The sequence below is a fragment of the Enterobacter chuandaensis genome, assembly GCF_039718975.1.
GTDB lineage: Bacteria > Pseudomonadota > Gammaproteobacteria > Enterobacterales > Enterobacteriaceae > Enterobacter > Enterobacter chuandaensis.
In genome coordinates this window covers 737,466-756,182 of sequence record NZ_CP097173.1, presented here as the reverse complement: position 1 = coordinate 756,182, position 18,717 = coordinate 737,466, and the positions used below count along the sequence as shown (strand labels likewise).

At 56.8% G+C, this 18,717-nt stretch carries 18 protein-coding genes and 1 other annotated feature; of the genes, 5 read left to right on the top strand and 13 right to left on the bottom strand.

The window, feature by feature from the left end:
• Positions 1-3: 3 nt before the first annotated feature.
• The 5 genes from thrB to yjjY all read right to left on the bottom strand — a co-directional run bounded on the left by thrB (position 4) and on the right by yjjY (position 4,984).
• The gene (gene thrB, locus MX657_RS03765; protein WP_080328989.1) at positions 4-933 is read right to left on the bottom strand and encodes a homoserine kinase; all 930 of its coding nucleotides are present in this window, start codon (positions 931-933) and stop codon (positions 4-6) included.
• 1 nt (position 934) lies between these two features.
• A complete protein-coding gene (gene thrA / locus MX657_RS03760) occupies positions 935-3,397 on the bottom strand; it encodes a bifunctional aspartate kinase/homoserine dehydrogenase I (RefSeq protein WP_346807358.1) in 2,463 nt (820 codons plus the stop codon).
• Between the two features lie 24 nt (positions 3,398-3,421).
• Positions 3,422-3,539: a sequence feature (Thr leader region), on the bottom strand.
• Entirely contained in the window at positions 3,478-3,546 is a 69-nt protein-coding gene (thrL, locus tag MX657_RS03755; RefSeq protein ID WP_015572623.1) for a thr operon leader peptide, read from the bottom strand. Its footprint overlaps the feature before it by 62 nt.
• Before the next feature lie 211 nt (positions 3,547-3,757).
• Complete coding sequence (locus MX657_RS03750; RefSeq protein ID WP_346807356.1) at positions 3,758-4,444, bottom strand: tRNA/rRNA methyltransferase; 687 nt, start codon at positions 4,442-4,444, stop codon at positions 3,758-3,760.
• Positions 4,445-4,843: 399 nt separating this feature from the next.
• Positions 4,844-4,984 (bottom strand): protein YjjY, encoded by a 141-nt coding sequence (gene yjjY, locus MX657_RS03745; protein WP_001541509.1) that lies wholly within the window; start codon positions 4,982-4,984, stop codon positions 4,844-4,846.
• Between the two features lie 95 nt (positions 4,985-5,079).
• On the opposite strand from yjjY, the gene arcA reads away from it, so the two are divergent.
• A complete protein-coding gene (arcA, locus tag MX657_RS03740; protein ID WP_003856501.1) occupies positions 5,080-5,796 on the top strand; it encodes a two-component system response regulator ArcA in 717 nt (238 codons plus the stop codon).
• Between the two features lie 49 nt (positions 5,797-5,845).
• Here the strand turns inward: arcA and creA are convergent, their stop codons facing one another.
• Complete coding sequence (gene creA / locus MX657_RS03735; RefSeq protein ID WP_010427098.1) at positions 5,846-6,316, bottom strand: protein CreA; 471 nt, start codon at positions 6,314-6,316, stop codon at positions 5,846-5,848.
• Between the two features lie 211 nt (positions 6,317-6,527).
• On the opposite strand from creA, the gene robA reads away from it, so the two are divergent.
• Entirely contained in the window at positions 6,528-7,397 is an 870-nt protein-coding gene (gene robA / locus MX657_RS03730) for an MDR efflux pump AcrAB transcriptional activator RobA (RefSeq protein ID WP_080328986.1), read from the top strand.
• Here robA and gpmB read toward each other — a convergent pair.
• On the bottom strand, positions 7,394-8,041 hold the full coding sequence (gpmB, locus tag MX657_RS03725; RefSeq protein WP_008502057.1) for a 2,3-diphosphoglycerate-dependent phosphoglycerate mutase GpmB: 648 nt from the start codon (positions 8,039-8,041) through the stop codon (positions 7,394-7,396). The genes robA and gpmB overlap by 4 nt on opposite strands.
• A 49-nt stretch (positions 8,042-8,090) precedes the next feature.
• Between gpmB and yjjX the strand changes: the two genes are divergently transcribed.
• On the top strand, positions 8,091-8,606 hold the full coding sequence (yjjX, locus tag MX657_RS03720; protein WP_119916153.1) for an inosine/xanthosine triphosphatase: 516 nt from the start codon (positions 8,091-8,093) through the stop codon (positions 8,604-8,606).
• Here the strand turns inward: yjjX and trpR are convergent.
• Positions 8,597-8,926: a trp operon repressor gene (trpR, locus tag MX657_RS03715; protein ID WP_080328985.1), complete on the bottom strand. Its 330-nt coding sequence runs from the start codon at positions 8,924-8,926 to the stop codon at positions 8,597-8,599. The two genes, yjjX and trpR, sit on opposite strands and share 10 nt — an antisense overlap.
• A 55-nt stretch (positions 8,927-8,981) precedes the next feature.
• Entirely contained in the window at positions 8,982-10,919 is a 1,938-nt protein-coding gene (gene sltY / locus MX657_RS03710) for a murein transglycosylase (protein ID WP_119916079.1), read from the bottom strand.
• 227 nt (positions 10,920-11,146) lie between these two features.
• Here sltY and ettA point away from each other — a divergent pair, with 227 nt between their 5' ends.
• On the top strand, positions 11,147-12,814 hold the full coding sequence (ettA, locus tag MX657_RS03705) for an energy-dependent translational throttle protein EttA (protein ID WP_032671451.1): 1,668 nt from the start codon (positions 11,147-11,149) through the stop codon (positions 12,812-12,814).
• Between the two features lie 91 nt (positions 12,815-12,905).
• Here ettA and MX657_RS03700 read toward each other — a convergent pair whose 3' ends face one another.
• Positions 12,906-13,805 carry a LysR family transcriptional regulator gene (locus tag MX657_RS03700; protein ID WP_218728488.1) on the bottom strand — a complete coding sequence of 300 codons (900 nt, stop codon included), beginning with the start codon at positions 13,803-13,805 and terminating at the stop codon, positions 12,906-12,908.
• A 108-nt stretch (positions 13,806-13,913) separates the two neighbouring features.
• Here MX657_RS03700 and MX657_RS03695 point away from each other — a divergent pair, with 108 nt between their 5' ends.
• The gene (locus MX657_RS03695; RefSeq protein WP_265195081.1) at positions 13,914-14,915 is read left to right on the top strand and encodes a zinc-binding alcohol dehydrogenase family protein; all 1,002 of its coding nucleotides are present in this window, start codon (positions 13,914-13,916) and stop codon (positions 14,913-14,915) included.
• 68 nt (positions 14,916-14,983) lie between these two features.
• On the opposite strand, the gene nadR is transcribed toward MX657_RS03695, so the two are convergent.
• Genes nadR through serB form a run of 3 tightly spaced genes read right to left on the bottom strand, consistent with a single transcriptional unit; the run spans position 14,984 to position 18,617 of the window.
• Entirely contained in the window at positions 14,984-16,216 is a 1,233-nt protein-coding gene (gene nadR / locus MX657_RS03690; RefSeq protein ID WP_006810194.1) for a multifunctional transcriptional regulator/nicotinamide-nucleotide adenylyltransferase/ribosylnicotinamide kinase NadR, read from the bottom strand.
• A gap of 35 nt (positions 16,217-16,251) precedes the next feature.
• On the bottom strand, positions 16,252-17,637 hold the full coding sequence (gene radA / locus MX657_RS03685; RefSeq protein WP_346807347.1) for a DNA repair protein RadA: 1,386 nt from the start codon (positions 17,635-17,637) through the stop codon (positions 16,252-16,254).
• A gap of 11 nt (positions 17,638-17,648) precedes the next feature.
• A complete protein-coding gene (gene serB, locus MX657_RS03680; protein ID WP_080328981.1) occupies positions 17,649-18,617 on the bottom strand; it encodes a phosphoserine phosphatase in 969 nt (322 codons plus the stop codon).
• Positions 18,618-18,717 lie beyond the last annotated feature (100 nt).

Below are 18,717 nucleotides of genomic sequence, written 5' to 3'. Positions count from 1 at the left end.
TAATTATCCCAGTACTCGTGCGCCAGCCGTGTCCAGACGGCAAATATGAACAAAGCCTTCCTGATTTTGCAGGTAGTGTTTAGAGAGCCAGTCCGCCACGCGCTGCGCGGTGTCAGGCTTGTCGCAAAGAGCGAATAGCGTCGGGCCGGAGCCGGAAATGCCGCACGCCTGCGCGCCGATATCCATCGATGCCTGTCGCGCCTCGTTAAAGCCGGGCAGCAGCTTCGTGCGGTACGGCTCGGCAATGACGTCCTTCATCAGCTTCGCCGCCAGCTGCGGCTGACGGGTGTAGCAGGCGTGGATAAAGCCCGCCAGATGACGCCCGTGGGCGATACAGTCCTGGCGACGATACTGCGCGGGCAGGATCGCACGCGCTTCCGCGGTAGAGACCTTAATGCCCGGATAGGCCAGCACCCACAGCCACTCATCAAACCCTGGCACCTGCTGGCTGATGATGCCATTTTCTTCGATCATCAGTTGCATGCCGCCGAGGAAGCACGGCGCCACGTTATCGTAATGAATGCTGCCGGAGATCCGCCCTTCCAGCTCGCCCATCAGCCCAAGCAGACGGCTATTATTCAATGGCTTGCCGCAGTGCTCGTTCATCGCCACCAGCGCGGCGACCACCGAGCAGGCGCTGGAGCCCAGCCCCGAGCCAATCGGCATACTTTTTTCCAGCGTCATGGAAACCGGCACGTTTTTGCCGATCTCCTGACAGAAGCGCTCCCAGCACTGATAGACGATATTCTCGCGCGGCTCGGACGGCAGCTTGCTGGCGAAGCGGCCCACGTTATTCAGGCTAAAGCTGTCTGCCGCCTCCACCGTTACCGTATCACCCAGCAGCGAACCATCCACCGGCGTCACCGCCGCACCCAGCACGTCAAATCCGACGCTCATATTGGCGCTGGAAGCCGGGGCATAAACTTTGACCATGTTAAACTCCTAACTTCCATGACAGGGTACGCAGCAGATCGGCAAACACGCCCGCCGCCGTAACATCGTTCCCTGCGCCATAGCCGCGAAGCACCAGCGGCAGTGGCTGATAATAGTGGCTGTAAAACGCGAGGGCGTTTTCGCCGTTTTTGACTTTGTACAGCGGGTCGTTGCCATCCACTTCGGCAATCTTCACCCGGCACACGCCATCTTCTTCAATATTGCCAACATAGCGCAATACCTTACCTTCATCACGGGCTTTCGCAACGCGCGCGGCAAAGGCATCGTCAAGCTGGGGCAAATTCGCCATAAAAGCGCTGACGTCACCGCTGCTGTTAAATTCTGCTGACAGCACGGGCTCAATCACGATGTCGGAAAGCTCCAGCTCGCGGCCCGTTTCACGCGCCAGAATCAGCAGCTTGCGCGCCACGTCCATACCGGAAAGATCATCACGCGGATCCGGCTCGGTGTAGCCCAGCTCGCGCGCGGCGCGGGTGGCTTCCGAGAGGGTCATACCCTCATCCAGCTTGCCGAAGATAAACGACAGGGAGCCGGAGAGAATACCGGAGAAACGCTGCAGTTCGTCACCCGCGTTGAGCAGGTTTTGCAGGTTTTCAATAACCGGCAGCCCCGCGCCGACGTTGGTGTCGTACAGGAACTTGCGGCGCGACTTGCTCGCCGCCAGACGCAGCTGGTGATAGTAATCCATCGACGAGGTATTGGCCTTTTTATTCGGCGTCACCACGTGGAAGCCTTCGCGCAGGAAGTCGGCATACTGGTCGGCCACCGCCTGGTTCGAGGTACAGTCAACAATCACCGGGTTAAGCAGGTGATACTCTTTTACCAGACGGATCAGGCGCCCCAGGTTGAACGGCTCTTTCGCCTCTTCCAGCTCCGCCTGCCAGTTCTCCAGGTTAAGGCCGTGAACGTTGGTCAGCAGCGCTCTGGAGTTGGCAATCCCGCAGACGCGCAGATCGATATGCTTCTTCTTAAGCCACTCCTGCTGGCGCTTCACCTGCTCCAGCAATGCGCCACCGACGCCACCCACGCCAATCAGGAACAGCTCGATCACCTGATCGGTGTTGAACAGCATCTGGTGCACCACGCGCACGCCGGTGGTGGCATCATCATTATCCACGACAACAGAGATTGAACGCTCGGACGAGCCCTGAGCAATCGCCACGATATTAATATTGGCGCGGGCCAGCGCGGCAAAGAACTTGGCGGAAATGCCGCGCAGCGTGCGCATTCCGTCGCCTACGACGGAGATTACCGCCAGACGCTCCTGAATGGAAAGCGGCTCCAGCAGCTCTTCTTTCAGCTCCAGATAGAACTCGTCTTCCAGCGCGCGGCGGGCGCGCAGGCAGTCAGCCTGCGGCACGCAGAAGCTGATGCTGTACTCGGAAGAGGACTGCGTGATCAGCACCACGGAGATACCGTTGCGTGACATGGCCGCAAAAACGCGTGCCGCCATGCCGACCATCCCTTTCATCCCTGGACCTGAGACGCTGAACATCGCCATGTTGTTAAGGTTGGAAATACCTTTCACCGGCAGGCCATCTTCATCAGAACTGGCGCCAATCAGCGTGCCCGGCGCCTGCGGGTTACCGGTATTTTTAATCAGGCAAGGGATCTGGAACTGGGCAATCGGGGAGATGGTACGCGGGTGAAGCACTTTGGCGCCGAAGTAGGAAAGCTCCATCGCCTCCTGATAAGACATCGACTTCAGCAGCCTGGCGTCCGGCACCTGGCGCGGGTCACAGGTATAAACGCCGTCGACGTCAGTCCAGATTTCACAGCAGTCCGCGCGTAAGCAGGCAGCCAGCACGGCGGCGGAGTAGTCAGAGCCGTTACGGCCCAGCACCACCAGCTCGCCCTTCTCATTTCCGGCAGTGAATCCGGCCATCAGGATCATGTGGTCAGACGGGATTTTGCTCGCGGCGATACGGCGGGTTGATTCGGCAATATCAACGGTGGATTCGAGGTAGTGACCTGCCGCCAGCAATTTCTCAACCGGATTGATCACGGTAACGTTGTGGCCGCGCGCTTCCAGCACGCCTGCCATGATGGCGATCGAGAGCTTCTCGCCACGGCAGATCAGCGCCGCGTTGATGCTGTCCGGGCACTGGCCGAGGAGGCTGATGCCGTGCAGGACGTGTTTGATTTGCGCGAATTCCTGCTCAACGAAGGACTTCAGCTGAGCGAGCGGGAAACCAGGCTGAGCCTCTGCCAGCCCTTGCAGTAAGTCAGCGAAGATACGCTCTGCGTCGCTGATGTTCGGGAGTGCATCCTGGCCACCGATGGTTTTTTCAATCATCGCCACCAGATGGTTCGTGATTTTTGCCGGGGCAGAGAGCACGGTCGCAACCTGCCCCTGCCTGGCGTTGCTCTCCAGGATATCGGCAACACGCAGAAAACGTTCTGCATTTGCCACTGATGTACCGCCGAACTTCAACACTCGCATGGTTCTACCTCGTTTCCTTTAGCCGAAAAAAAAGCCCGCACTGTTCAGGTGCGGGCTTTTTTCTGTTTTTCCTGTACGCGTCAGCCCGCATCGTTACCTGTGGTAATGATGATGGTTGTGGTAATGGTGGTGATGCTGATGCGTTTCATGGATGTTGTGTACTCTGTCATTATTATCTGTCTGTGCTGTATTCTTTTAGGGTTAAAGGATCGGGCACCTTAAGTCAATGAATTTTTAATTTGATCACAATTCCGCAGACTCTCACGTCCCGCTGTTTGCCGATTTATTTTCATCCGATTCGCCCAGTCGCAACCCTTCTGGACAGACTATTTCGCCATAGAAAAAAGTTATGACAGCATTTTACTCGGCCAATTTTTTTTCAATATCGTGCAGCAAACGATGCAACATTGCCGTGTCTCGCTGCTCAAGACGTCCGAGTCGCTGTTGCAGCCAGTCGGCCATTTTTTGATCGTCCGCGACGCCAAGGTTCGATAACAGACTCTCTACGCGAGCACGAAGCGCGGCCAGCTGATTTTCATTGGCGGCTTCTGCCTGCGGTTGCGGGATTTGCATTAGGGAAGCTAATTGATAGCAATAGACCATTACCGCCTGGCCTAAATTCAGGGAGGGGTAATCGGCGACCATCGGCGCACCGGTGAGAACATCGGCCAGCTCCAGCTCTTCGTTGGTCAGCCCTGAATCTTCACGGCCAAACACCAGCGCGGCCCTCTCCAGCCACTGGCTTTTCTCTTCCAGCATCGGCACCAGCTCCGCCGGGGTGGTGTAGTAGTGGAACTTCGCCCGGCTGCGCGCGGTGGTCGCTACGGTAAACGAAATGTCGTGCAGTGCATCAGCCAGCGTGGCGTAAGTGGTTATATTATCGAGAATATCGCCTGAACCGTGCGCCACCCAGCGGGCGGCAGGCTCCAGGTGCGCTGTGCTGTCCACAATACGCAAATCGGTAAAACCCATGGTCTTCATGGCACGCGCCGCAGCGCCTATATTTTCTGCTCTGGCTGGGGCGACCAGTACAATCGACAGATGCATTTATGCTCTCTTTTTAATCAGTTAGCCGGTAAAAATGTGATGCGCTTCAACATATTACGCAGCGCGAATTTACAAATTTGCAACACAAATCACCGAAATAGCGTTTCAGAACAAATTAAAGACGCTAAACTATTTTGTGTCTGAACAATCAGTTAGAATGTTAACAGGAGTCTATTATCCTTATGTTTTATAATGATAATAGCCACATGAATACCCTAATCTGATTGGATTCGCTTCGTTTATATATCAATGTCCGCAACTAGTTGGTTTATTGAAAAATTGTGACAAAGGCTAGCATTCGGCTACGATGATTTCATCAAACTGTTAACGTGCTACAATTGAACTTGATATATGTCAACGAAGCGTAGTTTTATTGGGTGTCTGGTGTCACTTAGCCTGTTATGTTGCTGTTAAAATGGTTAGGATGACAGCCGTTTTTGACACTGTCGGGTCCAAAGGGAAAGTGCCCACGACCAAGCTAATGATGTTGTTGACGTTGATGGAAAGTGCATCAAGAACGCAATTACGTACTTTAGTCACGTTAGGCCGATCATGTTAATTTGCGACATGCATCAGGCAGGTCAGGGACTTTTGTACTTCCTGTTTCGATTTAGTTGGCAATTTAGGTAGCAAACATGCAGACCCCGCACATTCTTATCGTTGAAGACGAGTTGGTAACACGCAACACGTTAAAGAGCATTTTCGAAGCAGAAGGCTACGATGTCTTTGAAGCGACCGATGGCGCAGAGATGCATCAGATCCTTTCTGAAAATGATATCAACCTGGTGATCATGGATATCAACCTGCCGGGCAAAAACGGTCTTCTTCTGGCGCGCGAACTGCGTGAACAGGCGAACGTCGCGTTAATGTTCCTGACGGGCCGTGACAACGAAGTTGATAAAATTCTTGGCCTGGAAATCGGTGCGGATGACTACATCACCAAGCCGTTTAACCCTCGCGAGTTAACCATTCGTGCACGCAACCTGCTGTCCCGCACCATGAACCTTGGCACGGTCAGCGAAGAGCGTCGTAGCGTTGACAGCTACAAATTCAACGGCTGGGAACTTGATATCAATAGCCGTTCGCTGATTAGCCCGAACGGTGAGCAGTATAAACTGCCGCGCAGCGAATTCCGCGCGATGCTGCACTTCTGTGAAAACCCGGGCAAAATTCAGTCCCGTGCAGAACTGCTGAAGAAAATGACCGGCCGCGAGCTGAAGCCTCATGACCGTACCGTAGACGTGACCATCCGTCGTATTCGTAAGCATTTCGAATCGACGCCTGATACGCCGGAAATCATCGCCACCATCCACGGCGAAGGGTACCGTTTCTGCGGCGATCTGCAGGAGTGATCCCGCAGTTTACGCATTAAAAAACGGCGCATTTGCGCCGTTTTTTTTATTAATGCCACGGCATAATCGGCACCGCGCTGATCGCGTTTTTCGGCGAGCCTTCCACCACTTTGTCGGAATACGCAAGGTAAGCCAGGGTGTTGCGTTTGGCATCATAGAAACGCACTACCTGCAGCTTTTTGAACACCAGCGAGGTCCGCTTCTGGAATACCACGTCGCCCTGCGCTTTGCCGTTCTTGATTTTATCGCTCAGCTCAACCGGGCCCACCTGCTGACAGGAAATCGCCGCATCGGAGGTATCTTCCGCCAGTCCCAGGCCACCTTTAATACCGCCCGTTTTCGCGCGGCTGACGTAGCAGGTGACGTTTTTCACGTCCGGATCGTCAAACGCCTCCACCACGATTTTGTGGTCCGGGCCAAACATCTTAAACACGGTATCGACGGAACCAATCTGTTCTGCCTGCGCGGCGCGGCCAACCATCAACAGCAACGCGGTGAAGATCAAAGTCTTGTATTTCATATTGTTACCATTCTTTAAAATTGCACTGGGCGATTATTCAACACTTTAGACAAAAATGTAGCAAGATCACAGGATTAGAATATATTCACCCAAAACGAGCCGTAAAAGGCATTAATGCGCAAAAAAAACACTGAATGCTAAAACATCAAAAAATGCTATTATCCGCTAACCTGTTATCAGGCACCTGCTGTTTTAAGGATGAGGATAGTATATGGATCAGGCTGGAATTATTCGCGACCTGCTCACCTGGCTGGAAGGTCATCTCGACCAGCCTTTGTCACTGGATAATGTGGCGGCTAAAGCGGGCTATTCCAAGTGGCATCTGCAAAGGATGTTCAAGGATGTCACCGGTCATGCTATCGGTGCCTATATTCGCGCACGTCGTTTATCAAAATCTGCAGTGGCCTTGCGCCTGACCGCGCGTCCGATTCTGGACATTGCCCTGCAGTACCGTTTCGATTCGCAGCAGACGTTTACCCGCGCGTTTAAAAAACAGTTCTCGTTGACGCCCGCGCTTTATCGTCGCTCGCCGGACTGGAGCTCGTTTGGCATGCGTCCACCGCTGCGTCTGGGTGAGTTCGCGATGCCGAAATACGAAATCGTCACCCTGCCGGAAACTCATCTGATCGGTACGACCCAGAGCTACTCCTGCTCCCTGGAGCAGATTTCTGAGTTCCGTCATCAAATGCGCGTTCAGTTCTGGCGCGATTTCCTGAGCCATGCACCGGCTATCCCGCCAATTCTGTACGGCCTGAATGAAACGCATCCAAGCCAGGAAAAAGACGACGAGCAGGAGGTGTTCTACACCACCGCGCTGACGCCGGAGCTGGCGAATGGCTACATTCAGGGTTCGAAGCCGGTCGTGCTGGAAGGCGGCGAGTACGTGATGTTCTCGTATGAAGGACTGGGTACCGGGGTTCAGGAGTTTATCCTGACCGTTTACGGGACCTGCATGCCAATGCTGAATCTGAATCGCCGTAAAGGTCAGGATATTGAGCGCTACTACCCGGCGCAGGATGCCAAACCGGAAGAAGGCCCCATCAATCTGCGTATGGAATTCTTGATTCCGATACGTCGTTAACGCTGCAGTTCGTCAAGCGCAGGGGCATCGAGGTGCGAAATGTCCCCTGCCATCTCCACCACCCAGCCCGAAGCCAGCCACGCGCTTTCCTGGTAATCAATCCGGGAAATGGAACAGTTGCGCAGGCGCAGACGGCGCTCGGCATAAGCCGGTAACCCCAGAATGGTGCTCACCAGGCAGCCCAGCGCGATACCGTGACTCACCAGCAGCGGACGACTTCCCGCCGGAAGCTTCAGGCATTCCGCCAGTGCGGCATGCATACGCACGCTCAGCTCCTGCATGGATTCGCCTTCAGGGATACGGCCATCTTCGGTACCGTTCACCAGCGTGCGGCGCCAGCCCTCTTCCGTTTCCGTCAGCGTATCGATATGGCGCTTTTCCAGCACGCCCATATCCAGCTCGCGCAGGCGCGGCTCAAGCATCACATCGCAGCCGCAGGCGTCTGCAATGATGCGCGCCGTCTGCTGAGTACGACCTAAATCGCTGGTGATGACGTGGGTAATGCCCAGCGTTCTGGCACGCTCTGCCACCTGCCACGCTTGCTGCACACCCTTCTCGGTGAGAGGACTGTCTGACTGGCCTTGAATACGTCGCTCGGCGTTCCACTGCGTTTCACCGTGGCGAACAAGGTATACCTGTAACATGCTTTTTTTCCGTTATACTGCGATGAGTTTTTTTGAATCGAGCTTAATTATGCACCATGTTGTCTCTGCTACCACCAATCCTGCCAAAATTCAGGCAATTCTAAAGGCTTTTGAAGAGATTTTCGGCGAAGGATCCTGCCATATTGATGCCGTCGGCGTCGAGAGTGGTGTACCTGAACAGCCGTTTGGCAGTGAGGAAACGCGCGCTGGCGCACGAAATCGCGTGGCTAACGCGAAGGCCGCGGCACCGAATGCTGACTTTTGGGTAGCCATTGAAGCTGGTATCGACGAAGGCGCAACCTTTAGCTGGGTGGTGATTGAAAGCCGAGAGCAGCGCGGCGAAGCGCGTTCGGCCACTCTGCCGCTGCCGGAAATCATTCTGAAGAAAGTGCGCGAAGGCGAAGCGCTCGGGCCGGTGATGTCGCAGTACACCGGCATCGATGAGATTGGCCGAAAAGAAGGGGCGATTGGCGTCTTTACGGGTGGCAAGCTTACGCGTTCAGGCGTTTACCATCAGGCGGTGATCCTGGCGCTGAGCCCGTTTCATAACGCCATTTATCGTTGATCGCCCAATAAGACTGACTCAAGCCACTGGCGCAGCTCAACCGGCGCAGACTTCAGGCTGTTCGAGCCGCGGGTGATCGTTGCGATGCCCGCGCCCAGCTCGTTTTTCAGCTCGCGCTGGCTCATCTCGCCGCGCAGCAACTCCTCGATAATCCGCACTCTTGTGCCCAGCGCTTCGCGCTCGTCCGGCGTGAGCATCAGCTGCATGAGAGGTAAGTGCAAATCCTGATCGTAAGACTGACGAAGCAGCTCCACAAAACGAAGCCACTCCTGGTGACGTTGTTCGGCCATTGCCGAGGAATACGGGGAATGCTGGGTCATGTTATGCTGCCTCTTGTACTCATTAGCGAGTACAGCATAACACAACCCGCGCCGATCAGTAACGTCTCTGCCACTCGGCATCGCTCATCAGGGTATCTTTCTGCCCCATAAAGTAGCGATAGTAGGCGTCATAGGCCAGCACGTTCTTCACGTAGCCGCGTGTTTCCGAGAACGGAATGCTCTCGACAAACGCCACCGCGTCGATGCGTCCGGCGCTGTTGCCAAGCCAGGTACGCACGCGCCCAGGCCCCGCGTTATACGCCGCCGACGCGAAGATGCGGTTATTGCCGAACTGCTGATAGACGTACTGCAAGTAGCTGGTGCCAATGTTGATGTTGGTATCCGGATCGAGAAGCTGTGACGGGCTGCTGTATCCTGGAATGTTGAACATCTTCACCGTATGCGTCGCCGTCCCCGGCATAATTTGCATCAGCCCGCTGGCACCCACCGGTGAACGGACTTTCGGGTTCCATGCGCTCTCCTGACGGGCAATCGCCATGGCGTAGCTTTGCGGGATATCTTTGCCGCTGGTGTAGCGGTCAAACAGATCTTTGTACGCCAGCGGGAAACGCTCTTCGAGATGATCCCACAGCTTCCCGGCGATCGTCGCCTGCACGCTCAGATCCCACCAGCGATTATCAAAGGCATAGCGAGCAAGCTGGGCCTTCTCGTCGGTGGTACGGCTGGTGACCAGATTCGCCCACTCGCTGCGCGCGGTATTGTCCATGTTCCAGTACATCAGCTCGCGAACGCGCGCCATCTCCGGCCCCTGCGTCAGAGCGGGGCTGGCGTTAGCGGGCGCTTTGTCGATCTTAAGCGTGTACTCCTCGCCCAGCCGTTGCGCCGCCGCCATCGGGTAGAACCCGCGCTGCTGCATCAGCGAGTGAAGAATATCTTTGGCTTCGTCTTCACGACCGCGCTCCATCAGCAGATCGGCCTGCCAGTAGCGCCATTCGTCCTTCTCTTTGGCTTCCATTGGCAAACGCGCGAGCCAGGTGTTAAGCCCGCGACGATCCCCCGTTCCCAGCGCCATGCGCACGCGGCGCTCAACAAGCGAGGTCGAGTTTGAGCGCATGATCGCATCATCACGCCAGCGCGCCTGTTCGTCGGTCACATCCGTGCCCATCAGTCGCCACGCGACGATGTCGCGCAGCTCCTGGGTTTGATCGTCATTCAGCTGCTGCGCCTGCACCAGCTGCGGGATCATCAGCCGCGCGTTTTCTACATCGTCACGCGCCACGCTGGCAAAAGCCACCGCCGCCATCTGGCGGGTAAAATCGGTCGAGCCCGTGCTGCGGGCAAAGGTCAGGACGCTGTTCGGATCGTTTGCCAGCGCGATAACCGCCGTGGAGATCGTCTGGTAATCGGACGGCATTTGCCCTGCCAGCGCGGTCACCAGACGCGTGTTGCCGGCTTTCATCGCCAGGCGGATGCGCTCAAGGTAGGCCAGCGGATCCTGCTTGCCGGAAGCGCGCCATGCGCCAAAGAGCGAGTCACAGGCGTTCGGCTGGCTTTTGCCCGTCAGCCACAGATCTTTCGCCCCGGCCCAGGCCTCTTCCTGCTGACCGGTCGCCCATTTCGCATAGTAGTAATTACACTGCGCTTCAGTGGTATTCGGCTTCTCAGGGCTAAACGCCAGCAGCCCTCGCCAGTCTTCACGCCGCGCCAGCTCATTCACAAAACGAGACTGGAGATTTCGGGCAGGCGGCAGGGTCGGGTTCGCCTGAATAAAGTTATTCACCGTGACTGTCGGCTGGTTCATCAGATCGTCGGTGATCTGGCGATACTCCAGATACGGATACAGCGGATAGTCCTTCAGCGTCGGCATCAGCGCCTGCACGGTATCCATCTGCTTGTTGTCCCACGCCTGTTTAATCTGGGCGTAGCGGTTACGTTGTTCATCCAGTGAATCGGCATGCACCGCCTGGCTTACCGCCATTACGCATACGCTGGCAGCCAGCAGACGCCAGACCACCCGTTTGGCTTTTTCCACAAGCTCTTCCTCATTGTTTTTTCATCATTTGCAGCGTCTTGCCACATCAAAGTTGCATTCACTTATGCTAACCAGGCATCCTGCAACGCGCCACGTCATGGACACTTTTTTACCTTTCTTGCGCGTTTTAACACTCCCGACGTTCCTGGCTGGGATTAGGGCGTGAAAAAGGCTACACTTCGAGGCTGAAATTCCTTCTCATCACGATAAAAGAGGCGAAGTCCAACGTGGCTCAATTCGTTTATACCATGCATCGTGTCGGCAAAGTTGTCCCGCCGAAACGTCATATTCTTAAAAATATCTCGCTGAGCTTCTTCCCGGGCGCAAAAATCGGTGTTCTGGGTCTCAACGGTGCCGGTAAGTCCACCCTGCTGCGCATCATGGCCGGCATCGATACAGACATCGAAGGTGAAGCCCGTCCGCAGCCAGGCATCAAGATCGGCTACCTGCCGCAGGAACCTCAGCTGAACCCGGAACACACCGTTCGCGAATCCGTTGAAGAAGCGGTGTCCGAAGTGGTTAACGCGCTGAAAGGTCTGGATGAAGTGTATGCCAAATACGCCGAACCGGATGCGGACTTCGACAAACTTGCTGCACAACAGGGCAAGTATGAAGAGATTATCCAGGCGCACGACGGTCACAACCTGAACGTGCAGCTGGAGCGCGCGGCCGATGCCCTGCGTCTGCCGGACTGGGATGCGAAAATCGCTAACCTGTCCGGTGGTGAACGCCGCCGCGTGGCGCTGTGCCGTCTGCTGCTGGAAAAACCAGACATGCTGCTGCTCGACGAACCGACCAACCACCTGGATGCGGAATCCGTGGCGTGGCTGGAGCGCTTCCTGCACGACTTCGAAGGCACCGTTGTGGCAATTACCCACGACCGTTACTTCCTCGACAACGTGGCAGGCTGGATCCTGGAGCTGGACCGCGGTGAAGGTATTCCGTGGGAAGGCAACTACTCCTCCTGGCTGGAGCAGAAAGATCAGCGTCTGGCGCAGGAAGCTTCTCAGGAAGCGGCTCGCCGTAAGTCTATTGAGAAAGAGCTGGAGTGGGTGCGTCAGGGCGCGAAAGGCCGTCAGTCCAAGGGCAAAGCCCGTCTGGCGCGCTTCGAAGAGCTGAACAACACCGAATACCAGAAACGTAACGAAACCAACGAACTGTTTATTCCACCTGGAGCACGTCTGGGGGATAAAGTGGTTGAAGTGACCAACCTGCGTAAGTCCTACGGCGACCGCCTGCTGATCGACGACCTGAGCTTCTCCGTACCGAAAGGCGCTATCGTCGGCATTATCGGTCCGAACGGCGCGGGTAAATCCACCCTGTTCCGCATGATGTCCGGTCAGGAACAGCCTGACAGCGGCTCTATCACCCTCGGTGAAACCGTGAAGCTGGCCTCCGTTGACCAGTTCCGTGACGCGATGGATAACAGCAAAACCGTGTGGGAAGAAGTCTCCGGCGGTCTGGATATCATGCGTATCGGCAACACCGAGATGCCAAGCCGCGCCTACGTTGGCCGCTTTAACTTTAAGGGCACCGACCAGGGCAAACGCGTGGGCGAGCTGTCCGGCGGTGAGCGCGGTCGTCTGCACCTGGCGAAGCTGCTGCAGGTGGGCGGTAACGTTCTGCTGCTCGATGAACCCACCAACGACCTGGATATCGAAACCCTGCGCGCGCTGGAAAACGCCCTGCTGGAGTTCCCGGGCTGTGCGATGGTTATCTCGCACGACCGCTGGTTCCTCGACCGTATCGCGACCCACATCCTGGACTACCAGGACGAAGGTAAAGTGGAGTTCTTCGAAGGTAACTTCACCGAGTACGAAGAGTACAAGAAACGCACCCTGGGCGCCGACGCGCTGGAGCCGAAGCGTATTAAGTACAAGCGTATTGCGAAATAAAAGCAAAACGGCAACCTCGGTTGCCGTTTTTTATGTTTGTCCCCTCTCCCATGGGGAGAGGGCCAGGGTGAGGGCATCAGTCCGCACATAATCACCCTCCCACGTAATATCGCTTCACCTCATCAAATCGCATCGCAAAGTCGATATAGCTCATCAGCGCAGGCGAATTCAGCTTCCGGCTCGGGTAGGCCAGCCAGAGATCGTTTCCCTCAACGCTCCACTCCGGCAGCACCTGAACCAGCGCCCCCTTTTTGATCTTATCTTCCAGCAGAAACGCGGGTAAGAGCGTGATCCCCGCGCCGGCAATCGCACATTCGCGGGCATACACCAGATTATCCGTCATATGCGCATTGTCCGGCAGGTAGCGGTAATCCTCACCCTCGCTTCGCAGCAGCCACTCCGACCACGCCCGGTGTGTAATACTGCGGTGATCCACCAGCTGGCGGGGATGCGTCAGCGGCTCCCGACGCGCCAGATAGTCCGGCGAGGCCAGCATGTAGCGTGGGCAGTGCCCGATCATCCTGCCAATCAGAGAGGAGTCCTGCGGCTTGCCGGTGCGCAGCGCCACGTCAAAACCGGACTCGACCAGATCCACCACGTCGTCAGAGATCGACACATCCAGCGACACGTCAGGATAGCGAAGCTGAAACTCGGCATTCATATGCGCCAGCAGCGTCGCGCCAATCCCCGCCGGACAGGTGATCCGCAGCCGCCCGCTCGGGTTTTCGCGCAGCCGCTGAATGGCGTACTCCGCCCGCTCGCTGGCCGCCAGCATCTCGCGACAGTGCACCAGATAGTGCTCGCCCGCGAACGTGAGGCTGATCCTGCGCGTGGTGCGGTTGAGCAGACGGATACCCACCTGCTGCTCCAGCTGGCTGATCCGCTGGCTAACGCTGGATTTCGGCAGTTCGGCTTTCTGCGCCGCCGCGGTAAAACTGCCCATCTCCGCCACCAGCGCAAACAGCGCCATATCCTGCAGCTGTTTAAACATGATTGTTCACCCTGTACGAACGCTGAGTTCTTGATTGTCCATCTTATCACGCAGCTGGCCACTTAATAGACTAGCCTCAACAAAACGCATGCCATTGAGGAGCACACCATGTCAGTGAAAGCCATCGCCGTTAACCCAGAAAATCCGTCCACCTTCATTGAAATCACCCCGCCGATGCCGCAGCCCGGCGAGCACGATCTGCTGGTGGAGGTGAAAGCCGTCTCCGTTAACCCGGTCGATACCAAAGTCCACGCGGGCATTGCTAAGAACGGGCTGAACGAGCCGCGCATTCTCGGCTGGGATGCCAGCGGTATCGTCAAAGCCGTTGGCGCTGGCGTCACCGGATTCAAAGCGGGTGACGAGGTCTGGTACGCCGGCGACATCACCCGCCCTGGCAGTAATACCACGCATCAGCTGATCGATGCGCGCATTGTCGGGCACAAGCCTGCCAGCCTCGGCTGGGCCGCTGCGGCTGCACTGCCGCTCACGGCACTCACCGCGTGGGAAGGCCTGTTTGAACGGCTGAACATTCAGCATGCCGACGCGGACAAAACGCTGCTGATCATCGGCGGCGCGGGCGGGGTGGGATCGCTGGCGATCCCGTTTGCGAAGCACAACAGCAAGGTGAAGATTATCGCAACCGCTTCACGAGAAGATTCCGCCCGATGGTGTCGCGATCGCGGGGCTGACGTGGTGGTCAACTACCGCGATCTGAAAGGCGAGCTGGCGAAACACGGGCTAACCTTTGTGGATTACATTTTCATCCTCAACGACACCGACGGGCACTGGGATGCGGTCAGCGAACTGATTGCGCCGCAGGGGCATATCTGTTCCATCGTTGAAAACGCGCATCCGCTGAACCAGGACAAGCTGAAGTCTAAATCCGCCGCCCTGCACTGGGAATTTATGTACACCCGCAGCATGTACCAGACCGCGGATATGGCCCGTCAGGGGGAGATCTTAAATAAGGTGGCGAAGCTCGTGGATAATGGCGTGGTGGAAAGCTCGCTCAGCGAGACGCTGCACGGGCTGAGCGTGGAAAGCATTACCGAAGCGCACCGCAAGGTGCTGGAGGGGCATATGCGGGGGAAAATGGTGGTTGAGTATTGAGTGGTTTGTTCCCCTCATCCCGGCCCTCTCCCCTCTGGGGAGAGGGTTAGGGTGAGGGGGGGCTATTATTACCCCTGCTCCCCCATCATCTCCTTCACCAGCTCGACGCAGCGCAGGAAGCGGGAGTCGTAGTCCGACTCTTCAACATGGACAAACTCAACGTTGTTTTCGTTGAGCATCTCCACCAGCATGGACTGGAATTCCCGCCTGTCCACGGAGCTGCCGAGGCTGCGCATGCCGTCAGCCACCCACGGGGTGTTGTTTTCCAGTAGGATCACCAGGTCAAATCGGTATTCGTCAATCAGCGCCTGCACGAACGGATGCTCGCGCCCCTCGTACTTTTTGCAGAACGCCTGGGTGGTGACGAAATCGGTATCAATAAACGCCACTTTGTTGGCGTATTTCACCGCGAAATCAATATACTGGGCATGCCCGAGCGCGATTTTATCGTAGTCGGAATACTGCAACGCCATCTCGTCGCCGCCGAGGTGCGAAAAGACGTAATCGCGTCCGTACTCCCACGCGCTGGTGGTGTTGAAGATGTTCGCCAGCTTGTTGACCAGCGTTGATTTGCCGCTCGACTCGCCGCCCAGAATAGCCACCGTGCGCACGAAGAACGGCTTCACTTCGGTCGGGATGTAATCCCAGTAGCGGAACGGGTTCTCGCGGATCTGCGCCCCGCTGATGTTCATAAAGGTGCGTTTCGGATCGATCAGCACCGTCTCGATGCCCAGATGCTCGCGGAACTGCGGCGCGTCGGACTCTTCAGAGGTGTAGATCCAGTTAGGCGCAATCCCCTTTTCTTCCATAAACGCTTTAATGCCGTTGCTCCACACGTCCCAGCCGTGCGGGTATGGCTCCATACCCTCTTCGTTAAAGGCATGAATGCGAATGTTTTTCTGGTATTTAAAGGTCTGGAGCAGCCAGCGCAGGCGGTCCGGTACGGTGGGCTGCTGCGACATAGCGCTGTCTTCAAAAAGCTGGCGATCGCGCGTTTCGTCGTAGCCCATGATGATGTGCAGCTCGTCCACCTGACTACAGGCGCGCTGGATTAGATAAATATGCCCGGTATGCAGCGGATAAAACTTGCCGAACACCACGCCGATGTTCTTTTGCATCCGCGGGAACTCCAGCCCCAGAAAGCGGTGCAGCGCTTCAAGCTTCTGCGCGCTGGGGCTTTTGATTTTGGCGTTCAGCAACTGGCTCAGGTAGCCTTTGGTCATACCGCTGGCGTCCGCCACCTGCTGCAGCGTGCAGCCCTTCTGGCGGATCGCGGTCTTGATGTAGTCAAATGATGACATAAATTACGGTGCCTCCTGCAAAATCGAATACGTAATTATAAGTCGTCAAAGACATTTAACGCATCTGCGAGTTTCTTAACGCCAAAGACCTGCATCCCTTCCGGGATTTTTTTCGGCACGTTGGCAGCCGGAACGATAGCCCGACGGAAGCCGTGTTTTGCCGCCTCGGAGATACGCTCCTGGCCGCTCGGCACCGGGCGGATTTCCCCGGCCAGGCCCACTTCACCAAACACCACCAGATCCTGCGGCAGCGGCCTGTCACGCAGGCTGGAGACCATCGCCAGCAGCAACGCCAGATCTGCGCTGGTTTCCGTAACTTTGACGCCGCCGACCACGTTGACGAAGACGTCCTGATCCGCCATCTGCAGCCCACCGTGGCGGTGAAGTACCGCCAGCAGGATCGCCAGACGGTTCTGTTCCAGACCGACCGCCACGCGCCGCGGGTTGCCCATCATCGAGTGATCTACCAGCGCCTGTATTTCGACGAGCAGCGGACGCGTCCCTTCCCAAAGGACCATTACCGAGCTACCGGAGGTGATCTCATCGCCGCGGCTCAGGAAGATGGCCGACGGGTTGCTAACTTCGCGCAGCCCCTGTTCGGTCATGGCAAACACGCCCAGTTCATTCACCGCGCCAAAGCGGTTCTTGTGGCTGCGCAGGGTGCGGAAGCGAGAATCCGCGTCGCCGTCCAGCATCACGGAGCAGTCGATACAGTGCTCCAGCACCTTCGGCCCCGCCAGCGAGCCGTCTTTGGTCACGTGGCCGACCATCACAATCGCCACACCGCGCGTTTTGGCAAAGCGCGTCAGGTAAGCGGCGGTTTCACGCACCTGCGCCACGCTGCCCGGCGAAGACTGAATGTCCGCCATGTGCATCACCTGAATGGAGTCGATCACCATCAGCTTCGGCTGCTCTTCTTCGGCGATCATGCAGATCTGCTCCATGCTGGTTTCCGACAGCATATTCAGGTTGCCGGTTGGCAGGCCCAGGCGGTGCGCGCGCATCGCCACCTGCTGGAGTGACTCTTCCCCCGTGACGTACAGGGTTTTCATCTGCTCAGCGAGTTTGCACAGCGTTTGCAGCAGCAGGGTCGATTTCCCCGCTCCCGGGTTACCGCCGATCAGGATCGCACTGCCCGGCACCACGCCGCCGCCGAGTACGCGGTCAAACTCTTTGAAACCGGTCGAGAAGCGCGGCAGCGCTTCCAGGCTGATATCAGAAAGTTTTTGCACCTTCGACACGCCTGCATTTCCCGCATAGCCGCTCAGGCGTTCATTGCGGGCCACGCTCGGCGAAGCCGCCACACCACGCACTTCGGTGATGGTGTTCCAGGCATAACAGGCGCTGCATTGCCCCTGCCAGCGCGGATAATCCGCACCACATTCATTACAGACAAATGCGCGTTTTGGAGCTTTCGCCACGGTTTACCTCGTTATTTCTGATTAAGGCTGCCGGAGAGAATGCAGAACACCCCCATCAGGTCAGCGTGACGGATAGTGACTTCCGTCTTTTCATTCACTTTTGGTTTGGCATGGTAGGCAATGCCAAGTCCAGCCACTTTGATCATCGGCAGATCGTTTGCGCCATCACCAATGGCGACGGTCTGCTCGACCGGAATCTCGTACTTTTCAGCAAGACGCGTCAGGGTGTTGGCTTTGTACTGGGCATCCACGATGTCACCGATCACCTGGCCGGTCAGCTTGCCGTCCATGATTTCCAGCTCGTTAGCGACCACGGTGGTCAGATGCAGTTTCTCGCGCAGATAATCCGCGAAGAAGGTGAAGCCGCCGGAGGCGATTGCCACTTTCCAGCCGAGAGACTGCAGTTTCAGCACCAGCTGCGTCAGCCCCGGCATCAGCGGCAGCACGTCGCGCACCTGGCGCAGGATGTTAGCATCAGCCCCCTTCAGGGTCGCCACGCGCTGGCGCAGGCTGGCGGTGAAGTCCAGCTCGCCGCGCATCGCGCGCTCGGTGACTTCCGCCACCAGCTCGCCGCTGCCTGCCAGTTTAGCAATCTCGTCAATACATTCGATCTGAATAGCGGTGGAGTCCATGTCCATCACCAGCAGACCCGGCGTTTTAAGATGCGGAATTTTGCCGAGAGGCGCAACGTCCAGCCCGGCGTCATGCGCCAGACGCGTTGCGCGCTGCGTCAGGGAACCCGCCAGGCGGATGACCTGGTAATCTTCCACGCACCAGGCGGCAACAATGACCATCGCCGCACCCAGTTTAGTTTGATACTGGGTCAGTCGTTGCTTATCCAGGCCGCGTCCGTACAGCAGCCAGCCGCTACGGCCAGCGTGGTAATCCAGAGGCATCACCTCATCGCCACTTAACGAGAGCGGCAATCCTGGCCATAAAGAGACATCCGTTGGCAGGTCACACCAGGTAATGTTCGGCATTAAAGCTCCTGTAATTTCGTTCGCGCCGGAAGGTTCCAGAGGGAAAATAACGCATGAGGCTACCCTGTAACCATCACTTCTGGCAACATTAAGCCCTAAA

Coding starts and splice junctions, on each gene's coding strand:
- thrB (WP_080328989.1), bottom strand. CDS start 933: ATGGTCAAAGTTTATGCCCCGGCTTCCAGCGCCAATATGAGCGTCGGA.
- thrA (WP_346807358.1), bottom strand. CDS start 3,397: ATGCGAGTGTTGAAGTTCGGCGGTACATCAGTGGCAAATGCAGAACGT.
- MX657_RS03750 (WP_346807356.1), bottom strand. CDS start 4,444: ATGCATCTGTCGATTGTACTGGTCGCCCCAGCCAGAGCAGAAAATATA.
- arcA (WP_003856501.1), top strand. CDS start 5,080: ATGCAGACCCCGCACATTCTTATCGTTGAAGACGAGTTGGTAACACGC.
- creA (WP_010427098.1), bottom strand. CDS start 6,316: ATGAAATACAAGACTTTGATCTTCACCGCGTTGCTGTTGATGGTTGGC.
- robA (WP_080328986.1), top strand. CDS start 6,528: ATGGATCAGGCTGGAATTATTCGCGACCTGCTCACCTGGCTGGAAGGT.
- gpmB (WP_008502057.1), bottom strand. CDS start 8,041: ATGTTACAGGTATACCTTGTTCGCCACGGTGAAACGCAGTGGAACGCC.
- yjjX (WP_119916153.1), top strand. CDS start 8,091: ATGCACCATGTTGTCTCTGCTACCACCAATCCTGCCAAAATTCAGGCA.
- trpR (WP_080328985.1), bottom strand. CDS start 8,926: ATGACCCAGCATTCCCCGTATTCCTCGGCAATGGCCGAACAACGTCAC.
- MX657_RS03700 (WP_218728488.1), bottom strand. CDS start 13,805: ATGTTTAAACAGCTGCAGGATATGGCGCTGTTTGCGCTGGTGGCGGAG.
- MX657_RS03695 (WP_265195081.1), top strand. CDS start 13,914: ATGTCAGTGAAAGCCATCGCCGTTAACCCAGAAAATCCGTCCACCTTC.
- nadR (WP_006810194.1), bottom strand. CDS start 16,216: ATGTCATCATTTGACTACATCAAGACCGCGATCCGCCAGAAGGGCTGC.
- serB (WP_080328981.1), bottom strand. CDS start 18,617: ATGCCGAACATTACCTGGTGTGACCTGCCAACGGATGTCTCTTTATGG.